The 24,581-nt window shown below is 21.8% G+C and carries 18 protein-coding genes; all 18 read right to left on the bottom strand.

Annotation, left to right across the window (positions count from 1 at the left end):
• Nucleotides 1-275: 275 nt before the first annotated feature.
• Nucleotides 276-2,312: a M60 family metallopeptidase gene (locus SCANT_RS02280; RefSeq protein WP_053946108.1), complete on the bottom strand. Its 2,037-nt coding sequence runs from the start codon at nucleotides 2,310-2,312 to the stop codon at nucleotides 276-278.
• A gap of 456 nt (nucleotides 2,313-2,768) precedes the next feature.
• Nucleotides 2,769-4,160 (bottom strand): glycoside hydrolase family 1 protein, encoded by a 1,392-nt coding sequence (locus SCANT_RS02275; RefSeq protein ID WP_053946107.1) that lies wholly within the window; start codon nucleotides 4,158-4,160, stop codon nucleotides 2,769-2,771.
• A gap of 11 nt (nucleotides 4,161-4,171) precedes the next feature.
• Nucleotides 4,172-6,562: a glucose PTS transporter subunit IIA gene (locus SCANT_RS02270; RefSeq protein ID WP_053946106.1), complete on the bottom strand. Its 2,391-nt coding sequence runs from the start codon at nucleotides 6,560-6,562 to the stop codon at nucleotides 4,172-4,174.
• A gap of 108 nt (nucleotides 6,563-6,670) precedes the next feature.
• Nucleotides 6,671-7,423, bottom strand: coding sequence for a MurR/RpiR family transcriptional regulator (locus tag SCANT_RS02265; protein WP_053946105.1), 753 nt, complete (start codon nucleotides 7,421-7,423; stop codon nucleotides 6,671-6,673).
• A gap of 609 nt (nucleotides 7,424-8,032) precedes the next feature.
• Complete coding sequence (locus SCANT_RS02260; RefSeq protein ID WP_053946104.1) at nucleotides 8,033-9,712, bottom strand: ABC transporter permease; 1,680 nt, start codon at nucleotides 9,710-9,712, stop codon at nucleotides 8,033-8,035.
• Nucleotides 9,712-10,446 carry an ATP-binding cassette domain-containing protein gene (locus SCANT_RS02255; RefSeq protein WP_053946103.1) on the bottom strand — a complete coding sequence of 245 codons (735 nt, stop codon included), beginning with the start codon at nucleotides 10,444-10,446 and terminating at the stop codon, nucleotides 9,712-9,714. The genes SCANT_RS02260 and SCANT_RS02255 overlap by 1 nt, the downstream gene beginning before the upstream one ends.
• Nucleotides 10,447-11,458: 1,012 nt before the next feature.
• Nucleotides 11,459-11,662, bottom strand: coding sequence for a hypothetical protein (locus tag SCANT_RS02250; RefSeq protein ID WP_053946102.1), 204 nt, complete (start codon nucleotides 11,660-11,662; stop codon nucleotides 11,459-11,461).
• Complete coding sequence (locus SCANT_RS02245) at nucleotides 11,652-12,392, bottom strand: hypothetical protein (protein WP_053946101.1); 741 nt, start codon at nucleotides 12,390-12,392, stop codon at nucleotides 11,652-11,654. The genes SCANT_RS02250 and SCANT_RS02245 overlap by 11 nt, the downstream gene beginning before the upstream one ends.
• Nucleotides 12,382-12,900: a protein-tyrosine phosphatase family protein gene (locus SCANT_RS02240; RefSeq protein ID WP_053946100.1), complete on the bottom strand. Its 519-nt coding sequence runs from the start codon at nucleotides 12,898-12,900 to the stop codon at nucleotides 12,382-12,384. The genes SCANT_RS02245 and SCANT_RS02240 overlap by 11 nt, the downstream gene beginning before the upstream one ends.
• Nucleotides 12,901-14,544, bottom strand: a complete 1,644-nt coding sequence (locus SCANT_RS02235; RefSeq protein WP_053946099.1) for a PTS transporter subunit EIIC — start codon at nucleotides 14,542-14,544, stop codon at nucleotides 12,901-12,903.
• Between the two features lie 90 nt (nucleotides 14,545-14,634).
• The gene (locus SCANT_RS02230; RefSeq protein WP_053946098.1) at nucleotides 14,635-15,444 is read right to left on the bottom strand and encodes a MurR/RpiR family transcriptional regulator; all 810 of its coding nucleotides are present in this window, start codon (nucleotides 15,442-15,444) and stop codon (nucleotides 14,635-14,637) included.
• Between the two features lie 371 nt (nucleotides 15,445-15,815).
• Nucleotides 15,816-17,108, bottom strand: coding sequence for an FtsX-like permease family protein (locus SCANT_RS02225; protein ID WP_053946097.1), 1,293 nt, complete (start codon nucleotides 17,106-17,108; stop codon nucleotides 15,816-15,818).
• Complete coding sequence (locus tag SCANT_RS02220; protein ID WP_053946096.1) at nucleotides 17,101-17,814, bottom strand: ABC transporter ATP-binding protein; 714 nt, start codon at nucleotides 17,812-17,814, stop codon at nucleotides 17,101-17,103. Before SCANT_RS02220 ends, SCANT_RS02225 begins: the two co-directional genes overlap by 8 nt.
• 1,428 nt (nucleotides 17,815-19,242) lie before the next feature.
• Complete coding sequence (locus tag SCANT_RS02210) at nucleotides 19,243-19,581, bottom strand: hypothetical protein (RefSeq protein WP_053946094.1); 339 nt, start codon at nucleotides 19,579-19,581, stop codon at nucleotides 19,243-19,245.
• A 97-nt stretch (nucleotides 19,582-19,678) separates the two neighbouring features.
• On the bottom strand, nucleotides 19,679-20,572 hold the full coding sequence (locus SCANT_RS02205; RefSeq protein ID WP_053946093.1) for a hypothetical protein: 894 nt from the start codon (nucleotides 20,570-20,572) through the stop codon (nucleotides 19,679-19,681).
• A 369-nt stretch (nucleotides 20,573-20,941) separates the two neighbouring features.
• Nucleotides 20,942-22,075, bottom strand: coding sequence for a hypothetical protein (locus SCANT_RS02200; protein WP_053946092.1), 1,134 nt, complete (start codon nucleotides 22,073-22,075; stop codon nucleotides 20,942-20,944).
• A gap of 2 nt (nucleotides 22,076-22,077) precedes the next feature.
• Nucleotides 22,078-23,253 carry a hypothetical protein gene (locus tag SCANT_RS02195; RefSeq protein WP_053946091.1) on the bottom strand — a complete coding sequence of 392 codons (1,176 nt, stop codon included), beginning with the start codon at nucleotides 23,251-23,253 and terminating at the stop codon, nucleotides 22,078-22,080.
• A gap of 202 nt (nucleotides 23,254-23,455) precedes the next feature.
• Nucleotides 23,456-24,580, bottom strand: coding sequence for a hypothetical protein (locus SCANT_RS02190; RefSeq protein ID WP_053946090.1), 1,125 nt, complete (start codon nucleotides 24,578-24,580; stop codon nucleotides 23,456-23,458).
• Between the last annotated feature and the right edge of the window lies 1 nt (nucleotide 24,581).

Below are 24,581 nucleotides of genomic sequence, written 5' to 3'. Positions count from 1 at the left end.
TTTAAAAATATTTTTTTAAATAAAAAATATATTAAAACTGTCATCCTTACAAATAAAATTTGAAAAAACAAATTGATTTGTCGCAAGTTTTTCATTAATTTAACAATTTCAGTAAAGTTAATAATGAGATTTTTTATATGTCAAATGGTTTTAATAATCCAAATTTAACTTTTTAGAGATTAGATTTTTTAAAATAAAAACTAATTTCATTTATTAATTAGTAATAAGTGAAATTAGATATTATTTTATTAAAAATAAAAATATAGCTTAGATTACTATTTTATATAATAAGAATCAAATAATATATCTCCATTATTTATTTTAAAAACATAATTTTCATACTGTGCTTTAGGTGAAAGCTGTTTAAAAGTCATAGACTTATTTACATCAGAATAATAAGTCATTTTATGATTTTCTCCAACTGATAATTCAATCCTATAACCTTCTTTATAGTCCATTCCATTTTTTCAAAAATTTGTTGATTGATATTTAGTAATTGATTCATTTCCTTTAATAACTTCATTTTTAAATAATTTTCCCTTTTCATCATAAATATTAATCTCATAATATTTTTTATTATTATATCCGTCATTAACTCATTTTCCAGAACCATTTCCTAGTAAAAATAATTTTTTATCGATTGTATTTAAATACATTTCTCCATATTTATTTGTTCCAATTCCATAAAATTCTATTTTTGTTTTAATATCTTTAAACTCAGTATTAATATAATATTTTTCAGGTAAAAAACCATCTTTATTTAATACAAACTCAACTACACCATAATTTATTTTATTTACCCTTATATTTTTTGAGTTTCATTTATTATTTACAAGTGAATTATAATTTGATGAAGTTGGTGAATAAAAATACTTTTCAACATCTTTAGCAGATAAAAATGTTGTTCCAAATTCTGGAGTTAAATTACTTCTTTGATAAATCTCAATTTCTTTTTGTTTCTCATATTTTTTTGAAATATCTTCTTGAACAATTTTAATATTAGGCTCAGTGTGATTTAATCAAATTTTTTTATCAAGAGGTTTAAATTTTGAAATTGCTTCTCTGGTTTCTGAAGTCATTTTCAATCCTCACTCATCAAAAAATTTAGAAAGATTATAGCCACTTACAAATGAAGTCATATAAATGTATTTATTGATTTTATCAAAGTCTTTTTCAACTAAGAATTGTGCCCTATAAAATTGTGACAAGTATGGATAAAATTTAGGTCCAAATGAAGTTTGCAATTGATAAAACATTGTTAATGATTGTGTTAAATCTCTAATACTTTGAAAGTCCTTTTCTTCATTAGGTTTGCTCAAATACTCCTTTACTCTCTTTTGGTTAGAAGCATTATCAATTGATAATCCAATACCTAAATTTTCTTGAATATAAAGTGCTGATAAATTTACAGTAACTTCTAACATTCCACTTCATATATAATCTGGAGTTTGGTAAGTATGACCTAACTCATGATATAAACCTCATAAATTATCCACTTGTCTTTCAAATAAATATTTTACATTACTTTTACCTCAAAAACCTAGATATTGATTTGCTGCAAAAGCTGCACCTGGACCTGTATCTGGATTTGCAAGATGAACATAATTATTATATTTTTTATTTATTCCATTTGAGTTTTGATCTAATCCATAAAATTGATTTGATCATTTTCAAAAATTATCGAAATAGGTTAAACTTTTTTCTAGATTAATTTTATTGCGATCTACTTCTTTAAATCATCTTGTTTGAATTGTTGAAATAGTATTTTCACTAATAAATTCAATAAATTTTGACTCTGTTTGATCTACTTCTCAAAGGAATTCATTTAAATTAGTTTTCCCTAAAATATAAGTTGGTATTTTAATAAAATTATTTCCGCTAATAGTTTTTAACGAATAAGTTCTATTGCCTAAATTATCATAAATATATAATACTCCATCTCTATCAGCAACAAATTCTATTTCATCACTTTCTTTATCAATAAGAAAATGTTGAAAACCCGAAACTAAATTTGAATTATCATATCTACCATTTTGTCCAATACTAATTCCAATGTTATCACTCTCTGATACTTTTTTATTTAACTTTATTTTATATTTTTCTCCACTTTTTAAAAAGTAACCTGTTGGCACTAAATATGAATGTGACATTTTTAAGTTTTCTTCTATATGATTTTCTAAAACTTTTGAATTATTAGTAAGATATTCATTTTTACTTGAATAAATATTTTCATTTTCTATACAAACATTATTCACACTAGTTAATACTGGATTTGATAAAAGCAATAAATTCAATAAACTTATTTTTAACATTGTGTATCCTTTCTTAAAAATTAAATAATTTAATTTAATTTTTTTACCTTTCTTAATTAAATTTCTCCTTTCAATTAAATCTATACCTTCATAATAATGAAGAAATGAAAAAAAATATTTTAATCTTTAAGTATTGAAAATATTAGTTGTGTCTTAAAAAAGTTAATTTAAGAAACTATTAAAGTGTTTTATTTTATTGTAAGCTAGTATTTAAGGGATATTTTTTTTATGAATTGAACATAGTTAATATAAAAATATTTTTATCAATAAAAAAATAATTAAAAAAAATGAATAAGTTGTATTTATATTTAATAATAATTTATTTTTTCACTTATTAGGTTTTATACAAAATAAATTTTATATATTTAGAAAGGTTTGTTTGTTTGTTTGTTTTTTTTTTTTTTTTTAAAAAAAAAAAAAAAAAACAAGACTCTTTACTATTCTTGTTTTTTAAGTTTATAAATTTTCACCATTACTCTTAATTACTTTCTCATATCAATAAGAACTTTTTTTTCTAATTCTTCTTGCTGTTTTAATATCTTTTTCTTCACGATCAATATAAATTAAACCGTACCTTTTTGAAATTCCTTCATGAACTGAAATTAAATCAAAAGCACTCCAACAATTATAACCAAATACTTGTGATCCCTCATTAACAGCTTCTTTAATAGCTTCAATATGGGACTTTAAATAATTAATTCTATAATCATCATTAATTTTTCCCTCTTCTAATTTATCATAAGCACCAATTCCATTTTCGGTAATAATTACTGGTAAATTGTATCTCTCTTGTAATTCTAGTAAAGTAACTTTTAACCCCTTTGGATCAATTTCTCATCCAAATTGAGTTTTTGCCAAATTTGCATTTGAAACTGTTTGACCAAATCCTGGAAAACCAAAAACACGCTCTTGATCTGGTAATTTATAATTATCAATTTTTTCATTCATTTTAACTGTTGTTGTCGTGTAATAGTTAAAAGCAATAAAATCTGGATTTGCCTTTTTTATTATTTCCATATCTCCTTGTCTAATTTCAAACATAGCATTTTGCTCTTCTAAAAGGGCTAATAAAATACGATTATAAATACCTTTTACAATAATATCAAGATAAAATCAATTTCTTAAAACAGCAATATTTTTTGAAGCAACAATATCTTCTGGTTTACAACTAGCAGGATAAATTGACGAAATATTTGGGGCTGTTCCAATTTTAACTTTACTATCAAATCTTTTATGACATTCTTCCATCACAAGAGCTTGTGCTACTGTAATATTGTGATTCATCTGAAAAACATGTTTTAAAACATTACAATTTTGAGGTCTTTTAATTCCCACAATAGGTCCTTGTAATAGTAAAACATTTTGTTCATTTATTGTAATTCAATATTTAATACGGTCACCAAAATTATCAAATAAAACATTTGCATAATTAACATAAGCAGTGATCACTTTGCGATTTGCTCATCCCCCAATTTTTTCAAGTTCATTTGGCATATCAAAGTGAAACATTGTTACTACTGGTTCAATTTTATGTTTTAATAACTCATCAATTAAATTACTATAAAATTCCACTCCCTTTTTATTGATTTCACCAATTCCATTAGGAATTATTCTTGTTCATGAAATTGAAAAACGATAAGATTTAAACCCCATCTGAGCCATTAAAGTCACATCTTCTTTTCAATGGTTGTAGTGATCTGAAGCAACTTTAAAATCTGAGGTTTCTTTATTTAAAATTTCCTTTACATCTTGAATTGATAAACCTTTACCATCACTATCAAAACCTCCCTCGAATTGATATGCACTTGTTGATGCACCTCATAAAAAATCTTTACCTATTTTTTTCATATTTTCTCCTTTTATTTTCTAAATACATACAATAATTTATTTTTAAAATTTAAATTAGTAACTTCCAAATGACTTTCCATTTTTTCTCTATTATTATAAATATTAAATAATGAGTTTAAACTATTTAAATAATCGTTTCTTAAAATAAGAAGTTCATTATTCTTAGACACGTAAGAAATCTCTGTTAAATAATTATCAATTACTTTTATCATTTTTTTGTTAAAATCATTAATCACAATTTCTTGCTCTTTTAAATTAACCTTAATATCATTTATTTTATTTTCAAAATTTTTATTATTAATCTTTCCAGCTGCACTATTTTCAAGCTTTTGTTTTAATTTAATTTCTTCCAATTTTAGTTTTTCATATTTATAATATTCTTTTTTGTTATTATTAAGGTCAACTATTATATTTTTTTCTTTATCATTCAATAATAAATTATACTCCTTTTTAGAAACTCTATTATTTATAACTAAATATTTTTTAATTGATCAATTTAATGTTTTCACTTGTTTTAATTCAGTTTTTCTCTCACTAAAGAATGTTAAAGTTAAAAGGCAAGCAATTGTAATTGTTATAAGCAATACCATTAAATAAAGAATCATTTCTAATATGCTATCTGTAAATCACATTATTTGCAAAAAACCACCACCACCAATTACATCAGCATCTAATTTTAAAATTCCTGATAACATACCTCCAAAAAAAGCCGCAATTGATCCACAAACAAATGGTCTAATTTTTGGTAGATTAACTCCAAAAATTGTAGGTTCACTAATACCAAAAATTATTGAAGGCATTGCTCCTACTGCAGCTTGCTTCAGTTTTTGATCACGAGTTCTTAAGAATACCCCAATACAAGCTCCAAATTGAGCCAAGATGGCAATTCCAAATCCAGCAGCTAACATTGATGAACCTTGATTTGCCATAATTGGAAATTTTACAGCATTAGCAACTGCAATATGAACACCTGTCAAAACCAAAATTTGTCAAAACCCGCAAAATATTGCAACACCTAAACCAATTGGTAAATCTCCAATTGCAATAACACTTTGACCGAGTAATTGTTCAATTATTCCTGTAATTGGACCTATTATAAATAGTGTTGCTACAAATGCTGTCATAAAGACAATTGCTGGTCTAAATACAATGTCAACTGCGCCTGGCATTCATTTTTTAACAAACTTATCAACATAAAATAAGAAAATACCACCAGTTATTAAAGGAATAATACTTGATTCATAGCCTTTAATATAAATTTTATTACCAAATAATTGAAATAAATAATATCCCTTACCATCATGTTGTCAATTTAAAGCCCCCTCACCAAAACCAGAACCTAAGAAGTGTCTTGTGGTTAAAGCAATTCCTAAAAAGATTCCCATTATTGGATCTCCACCAAGATACTTGACAGTATTATAACAAAAAACAATTCCTATCATTTCCAAACCAACTTTTGAACCAATAAATAAAAGCATTGAAAATAAGTTTAACTGTGTTTCAGGTAGTTCAGCACTTGGAACTTGAACTCAACCAAATTGAGCAAATAAAGCTTGAATTCCTGCAATAATACCAGTTGCCATTAAAACTGGTAGTGCTGGTATCATTACATTTGAAATAAACTGAGTTATTGTTCTTCAAGCACCTTTTTTCTCTGTTTTAATATTCTTTGATTTTAAAATAAAATCAAATTCATCTTTTACTTTATAAGCATCTCCACCAATAATAATTTGAAGCTCATTGCCACTTCAATTGATTCCTTTAACCTTAGCAAGATTTTTTAATGTATCTTCATCTACTAACTGTTTATCATTAATTTTTATCCTTAATCTTGTCATACAATTGTAATAGGAATTAAAATTATTATTTCCCCCAACATTCTTTAAAATATCTTCACTAATATCTTTTCAAAGATTACTTTTTTCTGTTTTTATTGGACTTTTTTTAACTTCCAAATAACCTATTAATTGTCCTTGTTTAATTTGATTCTTTGATATTTTTAAATGTAATATTGATTCACCCTTTTCTGAATCAATTGCAACTATAATTGCTTTATTTAAGTTTCTTTTTTCCAAAAGCTCAAAATCTATTGACGTTAAAATATCATTTTTTTTAATTTTTTGATTTAGTGTAACCGCTGTTTTAAATCCATCACCATTTAAAGCAACTGTATCAATTCCAATATGAATTAATAATCTTGTTTTTTTATTTTCAATATAAAAAGCATGTTGGGTTTCAAAAATCAAACTTACTGTTGCACTTTCAAGTGGTGAGCAAATAGTATTAGTTATTGGTTCGATAAAAAAGCCATCACCTAAAGCTTTTTGCGAAAATACACCATCATTTAAATCTTCAATCGGATGTATTATTCCATCACAAGGTGCATATAAATTAATTTTCATATCCTTTTTCCTTCTCCTTCATTAACTATTTAATAGTGAAATACGATAATTACAATAAAAAAAATACTACTTTAAATTAATGCAAAAACATTAAAGTAGTTTAAAAAACTAAATATTTATTAAAATAAAATTTAATAAATAATAAATATATGAAGAACGAGCAGTCTCATAAATTTCGTGCTTTTCAATATTTTGAATAACTATTAAAGAATCAGGTTCTTTAAATTTATATGCTTGACTATTAGAAACAACTACAATTCTTTTGCAATTATTTTTAAATAATCTTTCATAATAATTAACTAAGCTATTATTATCTAATCCAGATACTAAAAAAAAGGCAGCATCTTCTTCTGTTAACTCATTAACATAATAACCATTAGTTTTTCGGTATTTAGAAAAATGTACATCTTTCCCTTGTATTTGCATAATATTAAACAAAGATTCTGCATTATTAACTTGATCATAACTACTCAAAATAAATATTCTTTTAGCATTTTTAAGAAAGTCAATGGTTTTTATTATTTCTAAATTTTGAGCATCAATTGAACTCAAAGTTTTTTCAAACTCTTGTCGATAATTTCCAATTGAGTTATCTTCTAATTTAATTGGATTATCCATATTATATAAATCACGCTCCAATTTTAAACGAGATACTAACTCACGATAGCCTGTATAATTCATCTTCTTGGCAAAATATGTAATTAATGATTCTGAAACAAAACATTTATTTGCAAGCTCTTTTTGACTTAAAAAAATATAATTATCATAATTTTTTATAATTTCTTTTGAAATTATAGTTGATGAATCATTAACATTTGACTGACTTATTTTAATTAATTCCTCTCTTATACTTTTTATCATTGCTTACCTCATTACATCTTATATATATTATAGACTTTCAATAGCTTTAATTGTTAAAAATAAAAATATACTAGCAATTGCTAGTATTCCATAAAATAATTTTACAAAGAGATTAATTTAAATAAGAATTATTTAAATTTCAAATTACTTTTTATAAAAAAAGTGAATAAATTTCTAAATATTTTTACTTTTAGATTTTTCATTTTTATTAAATTTAATGCTCTAGGTTTATAATAAAATTTCTAATTCTTTTTCTGATATAAAATTGAACTTTTCTATATATATTGTATTTTAGCAATTTATATAAAGTCTTTTAATTTAATTAATTAGTATAAACTTATAGTTGTTTTCATTAAATTTATATAAATAAACTTTTTAAAAATCTTGACTTTTTTATAATATAGCAATTCAATTAATTATTTTGATAATTTTCTGTAAACAATATAAATGTTTATAATAATTTTTATAAACTATACTCAGTAGATTTCATTATTTTACAAGAGTTAATTAATGAAGTTTAAACCTACTAAAAGTAGTGCAATAAATAATATTAAAAATTCAATAAGTTATGATAAATATACATTACAAATAATATATATTTATCAATTATTAAATTTGTAAATATTTTTTAAATAATTTAAATGAGATTAATAACAGTGAAAATGATATTATATAACACAAAATAAAATTAATTATTATTAGAAAACTCAAATTCTTTACATCAATTTTTTTAACCATTGACTCATTTGGAAAATTTGTATCTTGTAAATTATCTTTTAGAACAAAGTGATAATAAGTATAATTTTCTGATGGAAAAGCAGAAGAGTTAGATAATAATATATTTTGTTGATATTTATTATTAAAATAATTAAATGTTTGGATTTCATTAAGAACAAAGAATGGATTTATAAAACTTTTTCAATACAATTTTTTTGTTTGAGAAATGGCAAATTCATTATTATTTTCGTTTATTTCATGGCTATAGTTTTTATTTACATTATAGTAAGCATTAATTATATCTAATAATCCCTTTTCAAAGATCATAACTCCTGGATTCATATTTGTATCAATAACAGTTTTAACTAATGATTCACCATAAAGAAATTCTCTATCCCCTAGTTCTAAAAAAGAAAGATCTCTATTTACACTTAAAACATTTATACAATAAAAATTAACTAAACTAATAATTTCTAATTTTTCTTGATCATTTTTGTAAAAAACTTTAAGTTTTTTAATTAATTCATTAAAATTATATTTTCCATCTAAAACTATATTTTCTTTAGAATTAATTGAATAGTAACTATCAGCTCATATTTCTTCAATACTTTCAGAAGAATTGTTAATTGGTTTTACAGATTCAAGCTCAAATAATTTATTACTTTGTTCAATAAATTGAAAAATTAAGTTATTTTTAAACTCTTCTTCATTGAAATTATAAAATCTATTATAAGGAAATTTTTCTTTATAGAGTGAGAAAAAATAGAATGCTCCCTTATCTGCTAAAAATTGAGCATAATCTTCTTCGGAGTCTATTATTATATAAGTTTGTGATTCATTATTAAGTTTTAAATAACTTGGTAAACTAGAATATTGGTCAACTAAAAGTTTGAAATTGGAATTAGATTTATATAATTCATGACTTCTTTTTGTAGTTTCGTATTTAATATTATTTTCAGCTGTGACATAACTTTCATTTGAGAGATTAGTTAAAAGATTTATGAAACTATTAAACGGCAAAACTAAAATAAAAACTCCAGCTATAACACCAAATGTTACTTGTTTTTTAAATTGAGAAACTATAATAAAAATTGAAGAAACAAAAATATCAACTGATATAATCCCTATTAAGACAATAATTTGATTTAATAAATTAATTTGAAAATAAATATTTTTTACAAACGAGAAAAATAAAACATTTATGAAATAAAAAGATAATAACATTGTCAATAAAATTAATTTATTTGAAATAAATCTTATTCAAAATATTTTATTAATAGATATATCATTACGATATTCAATATTTAATATTCCATTACTTTTATCCTTCATTCAAAACCTATTTGCAAAAAAGATTTCAAATAATAATATAAAAAAAGTAAGAGTTGCATAAATAATATAATTATAGGCAACAACTTTATCTGGTTGTGATTGCGTTCCCTTAATTTTTATTAAAAAAAGAATATCAATAATAAAAGTAGTGAATATTAAAGTACAAAATGTAATTCAAAAAAACTTTGACTTCATTGTATGTTTCATTATTCTTGAAGATATTGGGTTAAAAATTGTCATTATTTTTTTATCTCCTTTAGTTTATCAAATACCATATTCTCATTTTCAGCGCCTAAATGTTTATGATATAAATCAATTAAAGATTCCTTTGATTTGTCAAAATTATTTTCATAACAAATTTTACCATTCTTTAAAAAAATAATTTTATTAATGTAATCTTCAAGTTCATTAATATTATGTGAAGTTATTAATATCATAATTTTAAATTCTATTGCTAAATATTTAATAAGTTTTAGAAACTCCAATCTTGAATTAACATCCAGATTTTCTGTAGGTTCATCCAAAATAATAAGCCTTGGCTCCGTTAATAATAAGGGAATTAGAAGTGCTCTTTTTTGCATTCCTGATGATAATTTTTCAAATGTATTATTTATATACTCTTCTAATCCAAGCATACTAACTAAATTTTCAAATTTAGTTTTAATATCTTTAATTTTTATTTTTTTTAAATCTAGAATATATTCACAATAATCATAAATCTTTTCTGACTTTGGAAAATTATTTTGATCAGGAAAATATCCAATTAATAATCTAAAATTTTTATTTTTCTCAAAAAAAATTATTTCTCCTTCGTCTAATTTATAATCTCCCATTATAGATTTAATTAAAGTTGTTTTTCCTGCTCCATTATCCCCAATTAGTCCTGTTAAATCACCATCTTTAATTGAAAATGAAACATTAAATATTCCCTTATTTTTTTTAAAAATTTTAGATATATTTTTTATTTCTATCATTTTATTATCTCCTTAATTAAATATTAATAATGGACAATTATTTTAATTGTCCATTATTAATATTTGGTTACTAAAATAATCTATTTAAATTAATTTTGTAACGCAACTATTTGCTACTTCTGCTGTTCTTGCATAAATTTAATAATCAACTTTAATTGAAATAGTACTATAATAAGTATTTTTTGCTACAACTGTTAATTTAATTCTTGAAGTATTACGTGATTCATCCTATCCTGTTGATAATTCAACTATTGTATGACTTTCTACTTGCTTTTATTCAAGCTAATTTTCTTTATATTTAATATTAAATTATCCTTTTCATACAATTTTTATAAATACCATACTTGAAATTATCATAATCAATAATATTTGAAGTATCTTTGAAGTCACTCTCTCAATTAGTATTAGAAATAATAATTGAAACAGTTTCATTTTTATTTTTGACTTAGGTTCCTATTACTTTTGTTATAAACTCACCATTTACACTTAATGATACAATAGCAAAATACGTATTTACTTAGAAATTTTCTTAACCATTTTCAAACAAATGATTATTTAAGATATTTACATTACTTATTAAAAGTGTTTAATTAAACCTATACAGATAATAATTTTGATGTTTCTTTTTTTCTTTTATATAACATTTTTAAATAATATAATATATTTAAAAATGTTATATTATTTACGAGAATTAAAAATAACTTTTTAAATTTAATTACTATATTTAATTATTTGAAATATATTAAAAACATCTATCTATTTAAAAATGCTGGATTTATATTACAAATAAATACTATCATAAAATATTTAATAAATAGTAAAATATTTTACTATTTATTAAATATTTATATCATCTTTCCCTTTTATAAATTCCTTTTATAAAAGGTAATACATTAAAAATTTTGTACTAACTAAGCTATATTTTTAAAATTTAAATAATCTATATTAATTTTTTTAAATATAAAAAATAGAGAATTAAATCTCTATCAATTTAAGCTACTATAATAAGAAATTATATATAAGTTGCTAATCCAACAAATAAAACAAGTATTCCTGAACAAAATAATGTTATGGGTAGAAATTTAATAAATGATTTATTTTTGCTTTCAGCTTTAAAATTAATATTTTTTTTATTTTTATTTATAAAAATAAGAATAAGTGAAATTGCAAATAGAATAAGAGCTACAGTAATGAATATAATTAAACTAATCAACATAATCAAAAACTTCCTTTATTTCACTATTCATGTAATATTTTTTAATATTTCGTATTTGTTTAAAAATTAGATTTAAATTGTCTTCTAACTCTTTTGTAATTTCCTTAACATTATTAATTTTAATATTGTTATCTTGTCCAGTACTAAAATTTCTACAAGAAACATTATTTATTTTTACACCCTTTCATATCTGTTTTAATAATTCTTTTGTTTTCTTTGTATTTAAAGTTGAATTATGATTTAAATAAAAATATCTATTTATTAAATTTAATATTTTTTGTTTTCCTAAATTAAATTTAAATAATTTATTTAATTTTTTATTATAAATATTTAACTCAGAATATTTTAAATCTATAAATCCCATCTCATTTGAGATATTAGAATAAAATTTTAAAATATCAATAGTTTTTAAATTATTTTTTTCAAAAAAATAATTATTGTTATATCTATTTACTATAATTGGAAAATTAAGTAATTGATACTTATCTTTAAAATAATTTATGAATAAAATAAAATTGTCTTCTGATAAAATTTTAGAATTTTCTGTAAAATTTATTGCAATAAAGTTTCCCTCACTTTTTGAATGTTTAATTGCATCTTCTCCAATAAAAAGTAGTTGATAATTTTTTAAATCTCGAAGTATTAAAGAGCTTTCTCTAAAAATTTCTATAAAATTTTGGTCATAAGCAATTACATTATTTCAATCGAAGTCTATATAACTAATATTCAATTAAATCACCTCATGTCATTTTAGAAATTTTTTCAACGTTTGTGTATGGAAAATTATTTTTTAGATATTTATATATTCCATAATTAACTTTAATATATGGATAAAACTTTTTTATATACTCATTTAAAGCTACTTCAAAATTATTTTGATTTAAAATTTTACAAATAACTAAATATATAAATATTGTTGACGCACTTCTACTAACACCAAGCTGACAGTGTGTATAAATTAAATTATCCTTAATATTTTCATTAATAAATTTAATTGCTAATGCAAACTTATAATCATTAAAATCATCTGGATCATGAGAATCTAATAAATTGAGAGCTAATTTATTTTTTGTTTTTACAAAATAATCATTGTAAAAAACATTAGATTCATTTGAATAATTTTTTTTAAAAATATCATAATACATATTACTTATTTTTAATTCCATATTTGGTTGGTCAAGTTTATTTGAAAATTGATCTCCTAAATATAAATTTTTTGTTATTTGTGCAAAAGGCATCTAGTCTTCAACTCCTAAATATTCTCTAACTTTCGTTGCAATATTAGTAACTCTGGGTCCATAAATTATTTGTTTTTGATCACCCATATCTTTTATACCATAGCAATTTGTTTTATTAATTATTTCAGCATTAAATTTATCTTTATCAACTAAAGTAACTCTCAATCTTGTAATGCAATTGGCCATTATTTTAATATTTTCCTTACCACCACAACCATTAATAATATTCAAAATAAATTCCTCATCATATTGCTCTTTTTTATTAGATTTTGCTTTGTCTTTTAAATCTTTATTTTCTAAATTTTCTTGATCTTTAATTGGATTATTTTTTGTAATCATTACTGCAATTTCACCATCTCTTCCTGGTGTATTGTAATTGAATTTTTTTATTAAATAATAAAATGATCCAAAATAAATTGCTCCAGCAATAGGACCTACAATAAATAATCCCCAAACATTTTGTATGTTTTTAAAGTTCATGGCATCCACTGCAAGTCAAGTAATAATTCCACTTCCCCTTGTAGAAACTTGTGCAAAACCGCATATATACATTGTCATATAAGTTAATCCTGTAAATATAATATGTAAACCATATAATACAGGAGCTGTAAATAAAAATGTGAATTCAATTGGTTCAGTAGTTCCTGCTAATGCAGATGCTAACATAGCTGAAATAATAGCTCCCCCAGCTACTTTTCGATTTTCTTTTGGAATACACATATACATAGCCAATGAAGCTCCTCCTAAACTAAAAATATTTGTAGGAAATGTTCCATTAACAATTCAAGTATCTTTTGCAGTAATAAAGACACCTTCTCCTAATTTTGCAATAGCAACATTATAAATTCCTTCAATTACAACTCCTTCTCCATTTACTCAAGTAGCTCCAACTGATGTATAGTATAAAAAATAATTAATTACTTGATGTAAACCAAATGGAATTAAAGCTCTGTTGGCAATTCCATATAGTAAAGGTGCTCCTGCTCCCATATGTTGTCAAGATTCACCAACTGATTTTAATCCTTGATTAATATATATTCAAACAACACCTATTGGCATACCTATAATTCATGCTACTAATGTAGATGCTACTGGTGAAAATCTTGGTCCACCAAAAAATGATAAAAATTCTGGAAATTTTAATTTATAAGTATATTTGTGAATATAATACCCTATAAGTCCTGCAACCATTCCTCCAAAAGCACTATATTGAAATGAAATAACTCCAAATCTTGTAATTAAACCATATTCTTTAGCATTTTTTAACATTTCTGGGTATACAACTTGAAGCATTAAGTTTGCTGCAAAATGTAATGCTGCATAAGCCATAATTCCCGATAAAGCTGCAGATACTTTTTCAGATTTTGCAAGTCCTGCTGCTAATCCAATTGCTACTAAGAAGTCTATATTAGTAATAGCTATCATACCAATGTTTTTAATAGCATCAAGTGCGATTTTTGTTCCCCCACTATATGTTCCAACTTCAGTTGCAATAGCTTGACCAGCATAACCAATTGAACCAATTAAAGCTAAAAGTGGAATAACTGTTACTGGAACTAAAATAGCTCTTCCAAATTGTTCTAGTCCACTTCTCAGAGTGGTAAGAAATTTTTTGAATTTTGTTTTTTTAATCTCTTTCTTCATAATTACCTCCTAAATAAATTTTATTCATTTAAAGGTAATTTATATTTTTAATTAATTTATATTTTTTACACAAAATATAAATTAATTAAATTATTCTTTATTTTTAGTTGAGATTTTTTCTCTCATTTCTAAATTCTTGACACTTGATTTTGAAATAATCATTAATAAAAGTGCATCACATATTAATTGAATTGTATATTTTTCAATTAATGGAGTTGATCTACTATTATCTGTAAAAAAACTTTTTACAGTTCCAAAAATATGATCATCTAATAAGTCATTTGCAAAACTCTCATTTGTGCTTATTCCTATTATTTTTAAAGCGTTTTTTTCTTTAATTAAATTTAAATACCTAAAGACCTTTGAATTATTTCCAGAAATAGTAAAAATAATTATCAACTTATTTTTAACATCATATATTTCATGATTATATAGAGAAGTTTCCAATTTTACTTTAAAATTTAATTCTAATAAATTGAAAAAGAAAGGTTCAATAATTTTTGCTGTTTTACCTGTTGCAAAAAAAATTATTTCTGGATTAATAGATGTAATTAGATTTGATAATTTTATTATTGAATCACTATTAAATGATTTTTTAAAAGAATTAATATTTTCAATTAATTTACTAAAATAAATATCAATATTTTTCTTTTCAATGAGTTTATCATCAATTGAATAATATGAATCCTCAAGTAAGAGTTTTAATTTTTTAAACCCTCCAATTCCTATTTTTGATAATGATTTAGTTATGACACTTTCTTGAACGTTTAATTGTTTAGATATATTTTTTATTGATATATTATTAAAATTATTTAGGTTATCTTTTATAAAAAATATAACTTTCCTCTCTTGTGGAGATAATTCATTCTCATTTTCTTTTATTAAATCAATTATATTCATAGCTAAAATTTCCCCTAAATAAACTAGATTAAGTTTACTTCTTACTTTTCAATAGTTAGAAAGTATAAATAATAATTAATATAAAATGGTTATAAATTTAATGATACTTTTTTATACTTATATAATACTATAAAAATTACGCAATAAATATTATAGCATTATATAATTTTAGAAATTACTAATTAAAAGTCTATTTAATCTTAATAATTCTAGAATATGTTTGTCATTTCCAAAAATATATTCTTTATAGTTTCATTGATCAATTCTTTTTTAACAGATATTATTGTCTTTAAATAATGAATTAAATTATATATATAAAAAAAGTAACATCTCAAATGATATTACTTTTAATATTATGTAAAATTCTTACTTTATTTTTTATTTGATTTAATTACTGGAACTACAATTGATATTGCAGTAATTAAAAATGTTGACAAAACAAATATTGGAATAGTGATTCATAGTCACATAAGTTCAGTTATAATTTTTTTATCAATTGTTATTATTATAAATAATGAAGGTATATAAGAAAAAAGTGTTGTTATTATGCATAGTAAAATTGATTGTTTAACTATATGTCAAATAATATTTGATGTTCTATATCCCATTATCATAAGTGATAGATACGTATTCTTGTTTTCAAGTATAAAAATAGCAGTACTAGATATTGACATGGCAAAAGAATAAACACCAACAACTATAAAAATTATTTTTCCCAAGAATGCTAAGCCATTTGCATAAATTTCATTTGGATCAATCTCCAAATATGCAATTGGTCTTTCACTTTTAAAGTTCAAAAATGAAAAGGAATAAGAGGCAAAAAATGCTGTTATTATATACATTATTGAAATATTTAGTAATTTGTTTTTTGAATGTTCAAACTCCTTTAAACAAAATACTGTTGTTTTATTCTTACAAAAAACTATATTTAAAAAGTAAATAATTAATTTACATAAGGGTTTAATAATCACTGCAATAGACGCAATGAGAAATAACCCACCAAATAAATATGTTGCCCCATCAATTGTTGGTCCTGATATATAAATCCCTATAGAAGATGCCAATAGAAATAGTGAAATTATAGTAGAAATTATTATTGAAATAATTTCTTTTTTTCTTGTAATTATTTTTTTGGTATTAATAATATTTATTTTTTTAGTTGATATAAATAATAGTAGTAATACAAATAAAGTTGCTAATAAAATATAAATTATAATTTGAATTGGATTTATAATAAGTTTAAAAGATTCACTAAAGATTGCATCTCTTTTTAATTGCTCAATAAATAACATTGATAAAGGATATGAAATAATATATGACAATATCATAAATGGTAAAATAAATATAATGTTTTCATAAAATATTATTTTTCTTATTTGACTATTTTTAAATCCTAAAATTCTAAGATCATAATATTGATCTCTCTTTAACTCAAAATTCATGTTAGTAGTTATTTTTACCATTATCACAGATATTAATAAAACCATTGAGAAATAAATTACAGCAAATCCTGCAGTATTAAACTCATCTTCTGTTTGACCCAATGTTGATAAAAAAATATTTAAAAATGTAGAAATAAAAGTTGAAGAAATAAAAATTATAAAGAATGTAGATAATGAAATTTTTCAATTTCTTTTTACTTGTTGAACAGCTGTTCTAAACATTTTTAAAAAGTGATTCCATTTTTAATTCAATATCATTAACATTCATTCTTTCATTTATTGATTCAATCTTATGATCATCAATAAAGATAACCTTTTCCATTCATTTTGCTACCATGGGGTCATGAGTTACAACTACTAAAGTTTTATTAAATACTTTAGAGTTTTCAATTAATTCCTTTATTATTACATCTCTAGTCATCATATCTAAAGCTCCTGTTGGTTCGTCTGCAAAAATAAAATCATTATCACCAATTAAAGCTCTAGCAATTGCCACTCTCTGCTTTTGACCACCTGAAAGTTGACTTACTTTTTTATCTAATAAATTTGTAATATTTAATTTTTTACAAATATTATCAAATTTGTTTTTATTTATTTTAATTTTATTTATATCTTGTATTAATGTAATATTTTCATTTATAGATAAATATTCAATCAATTTATAATCTTGAAAAATATACGAGATATTTTTTGATCTAAATTCTGTTAAACGTGGTTCTTTTATCAAGTTTATTGTTGTGCCGTTAATAATTATTGTTCCTGAATCAGGAGTATCTAGTCCAGACATTAAATTCAATAACGTTGTTTTACCTGAACCACTATAACCCATTATTGCTACTGTTTGTCCTTTAATAATTGATATGTTAATATCATTTAATATTTTGTTTTTAATTACATTTTTTAATAAAATGTTTGAATCGTTTTTCATTTTTCTCTTCTCCTAAGTTATTTTTCCTAATTTATTTTAATTTTAAATAGTTAACTTTGGAGGAGAAACCACCTTGTTTATTGTCAATTTATTCTTTTGATTTATTTTTGAAATAATTATTAAATAATTATTATAAAGCCAATTTTTTAAACTAAATATTTCTGTACTCAGATTCTCTTGCTTAATAAAAAATTGATTAATTATGAATTTGAAAATTTTATAAATTACTTTAAAAGATAAAAACATTAAAAAAATAATATATATAAAGGCTATTATATTTAACAATACTATTGATATTGAAACACAAATTAATATTAATCACCACAATATAAAAATTATTGGCGAAAATATTATTAAGAGACTGTATTTAATTATATTGTCAACTGCTTTTCTTGATGGTTTAAATAAAATAATTTTATAAATAATAAATAATGGAATCAAAATTGAAATACTGAAATTCAAAATTGAAAGAATTAATATAAGAATTAATATTTTATTAATATTTTTTTTATCATATTTTAAGTTCATAACTTACCTCAATATAATTAACTTACTAAAATAAATTTTATATAACAAGTTGTGTTCTATATAAAGCAAAAGTTGATTTAGCTAATATTTTTTTATTTTGAACTTGTTAAATTATTTATCATTATAAATTTTTAATATTTATTTTCTTTAAACTGTTTTAAATAACTTTGAATTAAACTAATATATAAAGTCATTATAATACTATGAAATAAAAGATATTATTCAAATATAAACGAAAATAAATTATATTTAATTTTTAAATAGAAAGCACTCAGACTAGATTAACCTGATAACCTGATAACCTGATAACCTGATAACCTGATAACCTGATAACCTGATAACCTGATAAGCAGATAAGCAGATAAGCAGATAAGCAGATAAGCAGATAAGCAGATAAGCAGATAAGCAGATAAGCAGATAAGCAGATAAGCAGATAAGCAGATAAGCAGATAATCTGAATAAGTACTCACTAAAAAAATTAAGCATAATTTATTTTAGTTTTATTATTATATCATATCTCTATATTTAAATAGTTAATATAGTAAATTTTACAAAAATATACAATAAAATTAAACAAATTATGAAGTAATTTGATTAATTTTTTGAAAAAAACATATTGTTTTTCAACTGGTTATTTTTAAAGTTTATCGTGAAAAATTATTTGTAAAATTTATTTCATGAAATACATAGAAAAGAGTTATTAATAATGTGAACTAGAGTAGATTAAAAAAACTAATAAGCAAACAGTATTTTATTTCTTATGATTATAAGCTAACCTATTTATTAAACTATTTTCTTCTTAACCAATATCATATTCTATTTTGAAAAAATACAACTAGTACAATATCATATTATTACAAAGCAATTTATAATACTAAACAAATTGAAACAGAAAAAGTATTATTTCTCTCAAATTTCATCTTCTTCATTAAAATATTTGACAGGATTTTGAAAATGCATAAGCAATTTTTTATTTAAATAATGATTGTCTCTTTCTTCATTTAAATCAGTGACTGTAAAATGAATTTTAGATTTTGTTTGATTAGAGCAATTACACAATAATCATTCTTTTGGTTTAAATACACATACAACTTTTTTATTTGCAACAACTAATACTAAATTAACATCACTAATTATTTGCATTTTAGCAGTTCAGCACCCTTTTGCAATATTATAGACTTCATCTCTACTCATTGAATCATTATACGTTTTTGAGCAATTTAAAATAACAGCTTTCATATTTTTTTTACCTCTTTGTTCTATTTAATAATATCTTATATGATATTTTGCAATAATTAAAGATTTCATTTATTTGAGTGCAAATAATTAAGTTACTCTATCCTTCAGGAAAACTATCAAAAAAATTAAAGTTTTTCAAGTTTAAGCAATCTCTTTTAACAATATCTATCATTTTCTTATGCAAATTCTTATTTGACATTTTTCTCATGGAAAAAAGACCAGGGATAATAGAGATTGTATTTACAAAGTTAAACTGATCTACATATTTGCTATTCAAGTTTTCTAGGTCATTATACCTATTAATATTTTTATAAAAAGTAATAATTATATTATCATTATTTTTTTCTAATTTATATTTATTTTTTTTATCAAAGAAATTTTGAAAATCATTAAACTCAATATTTTTTGAATCTGCATTAAAGAATTTTATTTTTATTTTACAATAAATTTTATTTGTTTTTTCATCTAAAAATATTTCATTAAATATAATTTCTATTTGTTGTTTTTTAATTTTAAAATTTATAATATTATTTATTTTAAATCTATTTATAAAATGTTCTTCATTCATCATATCCTCTAAAATATTAAAACCATCATTAAATATTAAGTCATTTTTTACAAATAGTTTTTCCATTGGTACAAAAAAAGTTTTAATATCAACATTGAGAATCTCAATGTTTTCTATTGAATTATTTTTATAAAATGTAGATCAATCAAATAATCTTAATTTTTGATAATTTCTATTTATTTTTTTCTTTCTATACTCTTTAATAAATTTTTTAGTGACAAAGAATAGTATTATAAAAGGTATTCAAAATGATGTTAGAGCAATTAAGTAGATGAAATTAATATTTAAAAAATTAATAATAGCTAAAGAAATAATTAATATAATTAGCGAAATGAATCCAGAAATAGATATGACTCAAAAAAAATCATACTCATAATTTAATTTAAAATTTTTTGAATTAACTGATTGATCTTTGTTTTTCATAAATATTTTCTTTCTATTAGAATTTAATAATGAATTTAAATACTATTATTAAAATAATGTTTAATTTACAAAAATGAATTTTAGCAAAAATTTTATTAATTTTTTTACAATATTTTTTATTAGGTAATATTATAAAACAAAAACATTATAATATTGATTAATGTAATATTATATAACTTTTATCCTTTGAACCTTAGAATAATTTTTATTAAAATATTAATTAACTTATAATGTACTTCTTTATTAATTATAAACTACTTTTTTTATTATTGAAATTTTTAAAAAAATTTGAATTTACTAATATTTAAAGAAAATTAGTAAATGTGTATTATAAAACCAGTAAATAAATACTGGCTTTATAATACACATCTATTCGTAAAATAAATTATCAAAATGGTATATAAAAATATTTTCGCTTAGTTTTAAAAAACTTCCAAAAAAGAATTTATAAGTAAAGTCTGTAATTGAAGGTTCCAATATACCTAAATAATCAGAGTTTAAATTTACATTAATGTACATGTCAATATTATTATTCTTAGATGATATTTTGTGGTTAATTAATTTATTTTTAATAGTTTCAAATTGACCACAATAATGAAACTTATCTACTTCTGGGTTTTCAGATGCAGTTATTTCACAAAATCCTTTATTTGGATTTTTCTTATAAAAATTTTTGAAATTATATTTACTATTATATGGTGTAATATCTATAAAACTATTACTTAGATTTTTATAAATAAGGCTTTTTGATTTTTTCATTTCTCAATATCAATTACCAAAAATATCTTCAGTTTTCTCAATAAAATCAAATTGAGCTTGTAAGCTGTAATCCTCAGGTTCTAATCCCAAAAAATTTGGTATTGTATATTGATAGTTCTTTTTAAAGATAAATTCAACTTGTTGTTTATTAAAAGAGTTATGAGTATCTCAAAGTTTCAAAATGCTTTTTTTATCAATTCAATAATTTTTAACAGGATAAACTATATTTTTGGTATAAGTAAACTCATCACTTAATTTGGAAAATATAATTATAGAAAAATTCCCCAGATGATAATCTCCTATTTTTATTTTATTTTCATCTAAACTGTAAATATTATTAAATGCACATTGCTTTCCATCAAGTGTTAAACAATTATAATTTTCCTCTTTTTTAACTACTTCAAAATAAATATCATCTGCTTTATATTTAACATTTTGTAAAAATTTTCTCTTATTTATTTCAAAAAAATAATTAAGCTTGTTAACTGTATTTTTTATTATTTGCTTATTTTCTATATGATATTCAAAAGAATAAAAATCAAGTTTGGGATTAATATCATTCCCATATTCTCCAATTAAAAAATTTTCAAAATCTTTTATTGTATTTCTATAAACTTGTTCAACAATTTTTGAAGGAATAGCAATAAATTCAGGTTCTATTATAATATTTGGAGCACAACTTATTGCTAAAGTACTTGGAATAATTGCTGTAATAATTGAATAAAAAATGGCTTGTTTTTTCATAATTAACTAAACCTAATTTCTAATATCGCCATACTTGCTTCTGCTCTAGCCCAATAAGCATTTCAAGCTGTTGCTCAAACCCAAGTATTTACATTTAATCTTATTTCAAATTTAAAATCACTTAATCATCTAGTAGTCAATGTTCCAAAAGTTTTTTCTTGATTTACATTTTTATACATTAATTCAAAAGTATTAATGGTTGTGTTTTCATTGAGATTTATTCTTTTATATTTTGGTTTAACATGATTAGTATTTTTATACGCCTCATATTTTGGATCAATTTGTGTTTGATTTATAGTATAATTGAATCTTCCCATTCCCTGAGTATAATAATTAGCATTTAAACTATAATCCATATATGTATAAGAATTTAGAAAATTATTTTTTCCTAAATCAATATCCAATTCTATTGCACTAGTTTTAAAATTTGACTGTTCTGAATTATATGCATCAGATTGTGCTAATTCTGTTGCAGTATTTTTGATATTTTTAAAAATATCATCAAAAGTTATAATTACAAATCCACTATAATGTGAAATTTCAGTTGCCTTAGCAATAGCACTTTCATAAGTTATTGTCTGTATTGAAAAATAAGTTTCTTTTAAACCATATTTAATATTTTTCTGTAGAATATTTTCTTCTAAAATTTCTTTATTTAATTTTGAGATATTGTTAATATCTGTGTCTCTTATTATATTGCTTAATTCATATTTTGTGTTTTTATTTTTATTTATTAAAGATATATTTTCAATATTTAATATTCCCACAATGTCATTATTCTCCCCTAAATATAACATAGATAAATTTCCAGTTGTTTTGCTTCCTTCAATTAAAGGCAATTGGGGCAGAGTTATTAATCAATCTTCAAAGTTTTTTACAATAGATTTTATAAGTTCAGTAATTTCTTGTTCTTTATCTTTGTTATCATTATTTTTAATTAATTCTACTAATAAAAACATTGTCACTTCTTTTTCATCATCTAATTTATTTCTAATTGTATATAAATTTACTTCTCCAATTTTTAAATTTAGCTCATCTAAATTTATAGTTGCATACTTCGAATAAAGATGATCTTTTTCTTTTTCATCTAAAATTAGTTGATTGTTTTCCAAAGCTAATGTGGGAATAGAAGTAATTAATAAACTTATACTAGATAAAATACTTAATAGTTTATTCATATTTTTTTCCTTCCAATACAATTTGTATAAACTCATATCTTAATTACTTTATTTTTAAAAAATTAAAAAGATAACAAAATTTAAAAAATTGAAATAATTAATAAAAATTTATTATTATAAATTAAAAGATTCATAAATTTTAAATAGCACAATAGATAAAACAATAGTAAAGATATTAGTTTATAATATTTTTACTATTCTACTAGTCATTAACAGAATAATATTTATACTTATTCTTTTCAAGAAATTTAATTTTACCAAAATACATTTTAAAACTAGATTTCATATTTTCAGGCTTTAGTATACCCAAATATTTCTTATTTAATGGTACATTAAATGATATTTCAATTTCATTATTTTCTGAATTTAAGCTATTTAATTCACTTTTAATTTTTTCTAACTGAGCGCAGTAATGAAAACTATCCTCATCCAAATTTACTTTAGGATTTATTTTACAGAAATTTACTTTAGGATTTTTCTGATAAAAATTTCTTGCATTATATCTGGATGTAATAGGAACAATATTTCTAAGTCTATCACTAAACATGCTATATATAAAACTACTTGTTTTTTTAATATCTCAATATCAATTTCCAAAAATGTCTTCAATATGTGTAATGAAATCAAATTGATCTTTTAAATGTAATCCTTCTGGTTCCATTTTTTCAAAATTTGGAATTGTAAAGTAGTCATCCTTACTAGAAATATTTTGAATTTTGATTTCATTAGTTGAATTATGTCTTTCTCAAAGATCTGTAAAATTCTTTTTATCAATTCAGTAATTTCTAATAGGAAAAATTAAATTTTTTTTATAAAAATAAAATTTTGTTTTGGAAGATGTAATCTTTATATTAAAATTTCCAAAATCATATTCTCCAACTTTAAATAATTTATCATCAATTTTGAAAAAGTTTCAATTGAAACATTCCCCACTTTCAATTATTTCGCAGTGATTTTTGATTTCTTTTTGTTTTAGAAACACCTTTATGTCATCTTTGGGATATTTTTTTCTATCTAAAAACTTATTTTTATTTATTTTATATATAGTTTCAAGTTTATTAAACAAATAATTAAACATATTGTTTTCTTTTACATCATCTTCAAAATCATAAAAATTTTTTTTTGGGTTTTCATTACTTCCATAGGTTTCTAATAAATATGTTTCAAATTCTTGAACAGTAGTATTAATTACTTTTTCAATAAGCTCCTGAGAAATTCACGAAATATTTTCTTCGGGTTTAACTACAAATGTTGGGCCGCACCCTACAATCAAACTTGTTGGAATGATTGCAGATATTAAATATGAAAGTAATAATTTTTTTTTCATA

This window comes from Spiroplasma cantharicola (assembly GCF_001281045.1).
GTDB classification, from domain to species: Bacteria; Bacillota_I; Bacilli_A; order Mycoplasmatales; family Mycoplasmataceae; genus Spiroplasma_A; species Spiroplasma_A cantharicola.
The sequence above is the reverse complement of the archived record's forward strand: the minus strand, read 5'-3'. Positions and strand labels throughout refer to the sequence as shown.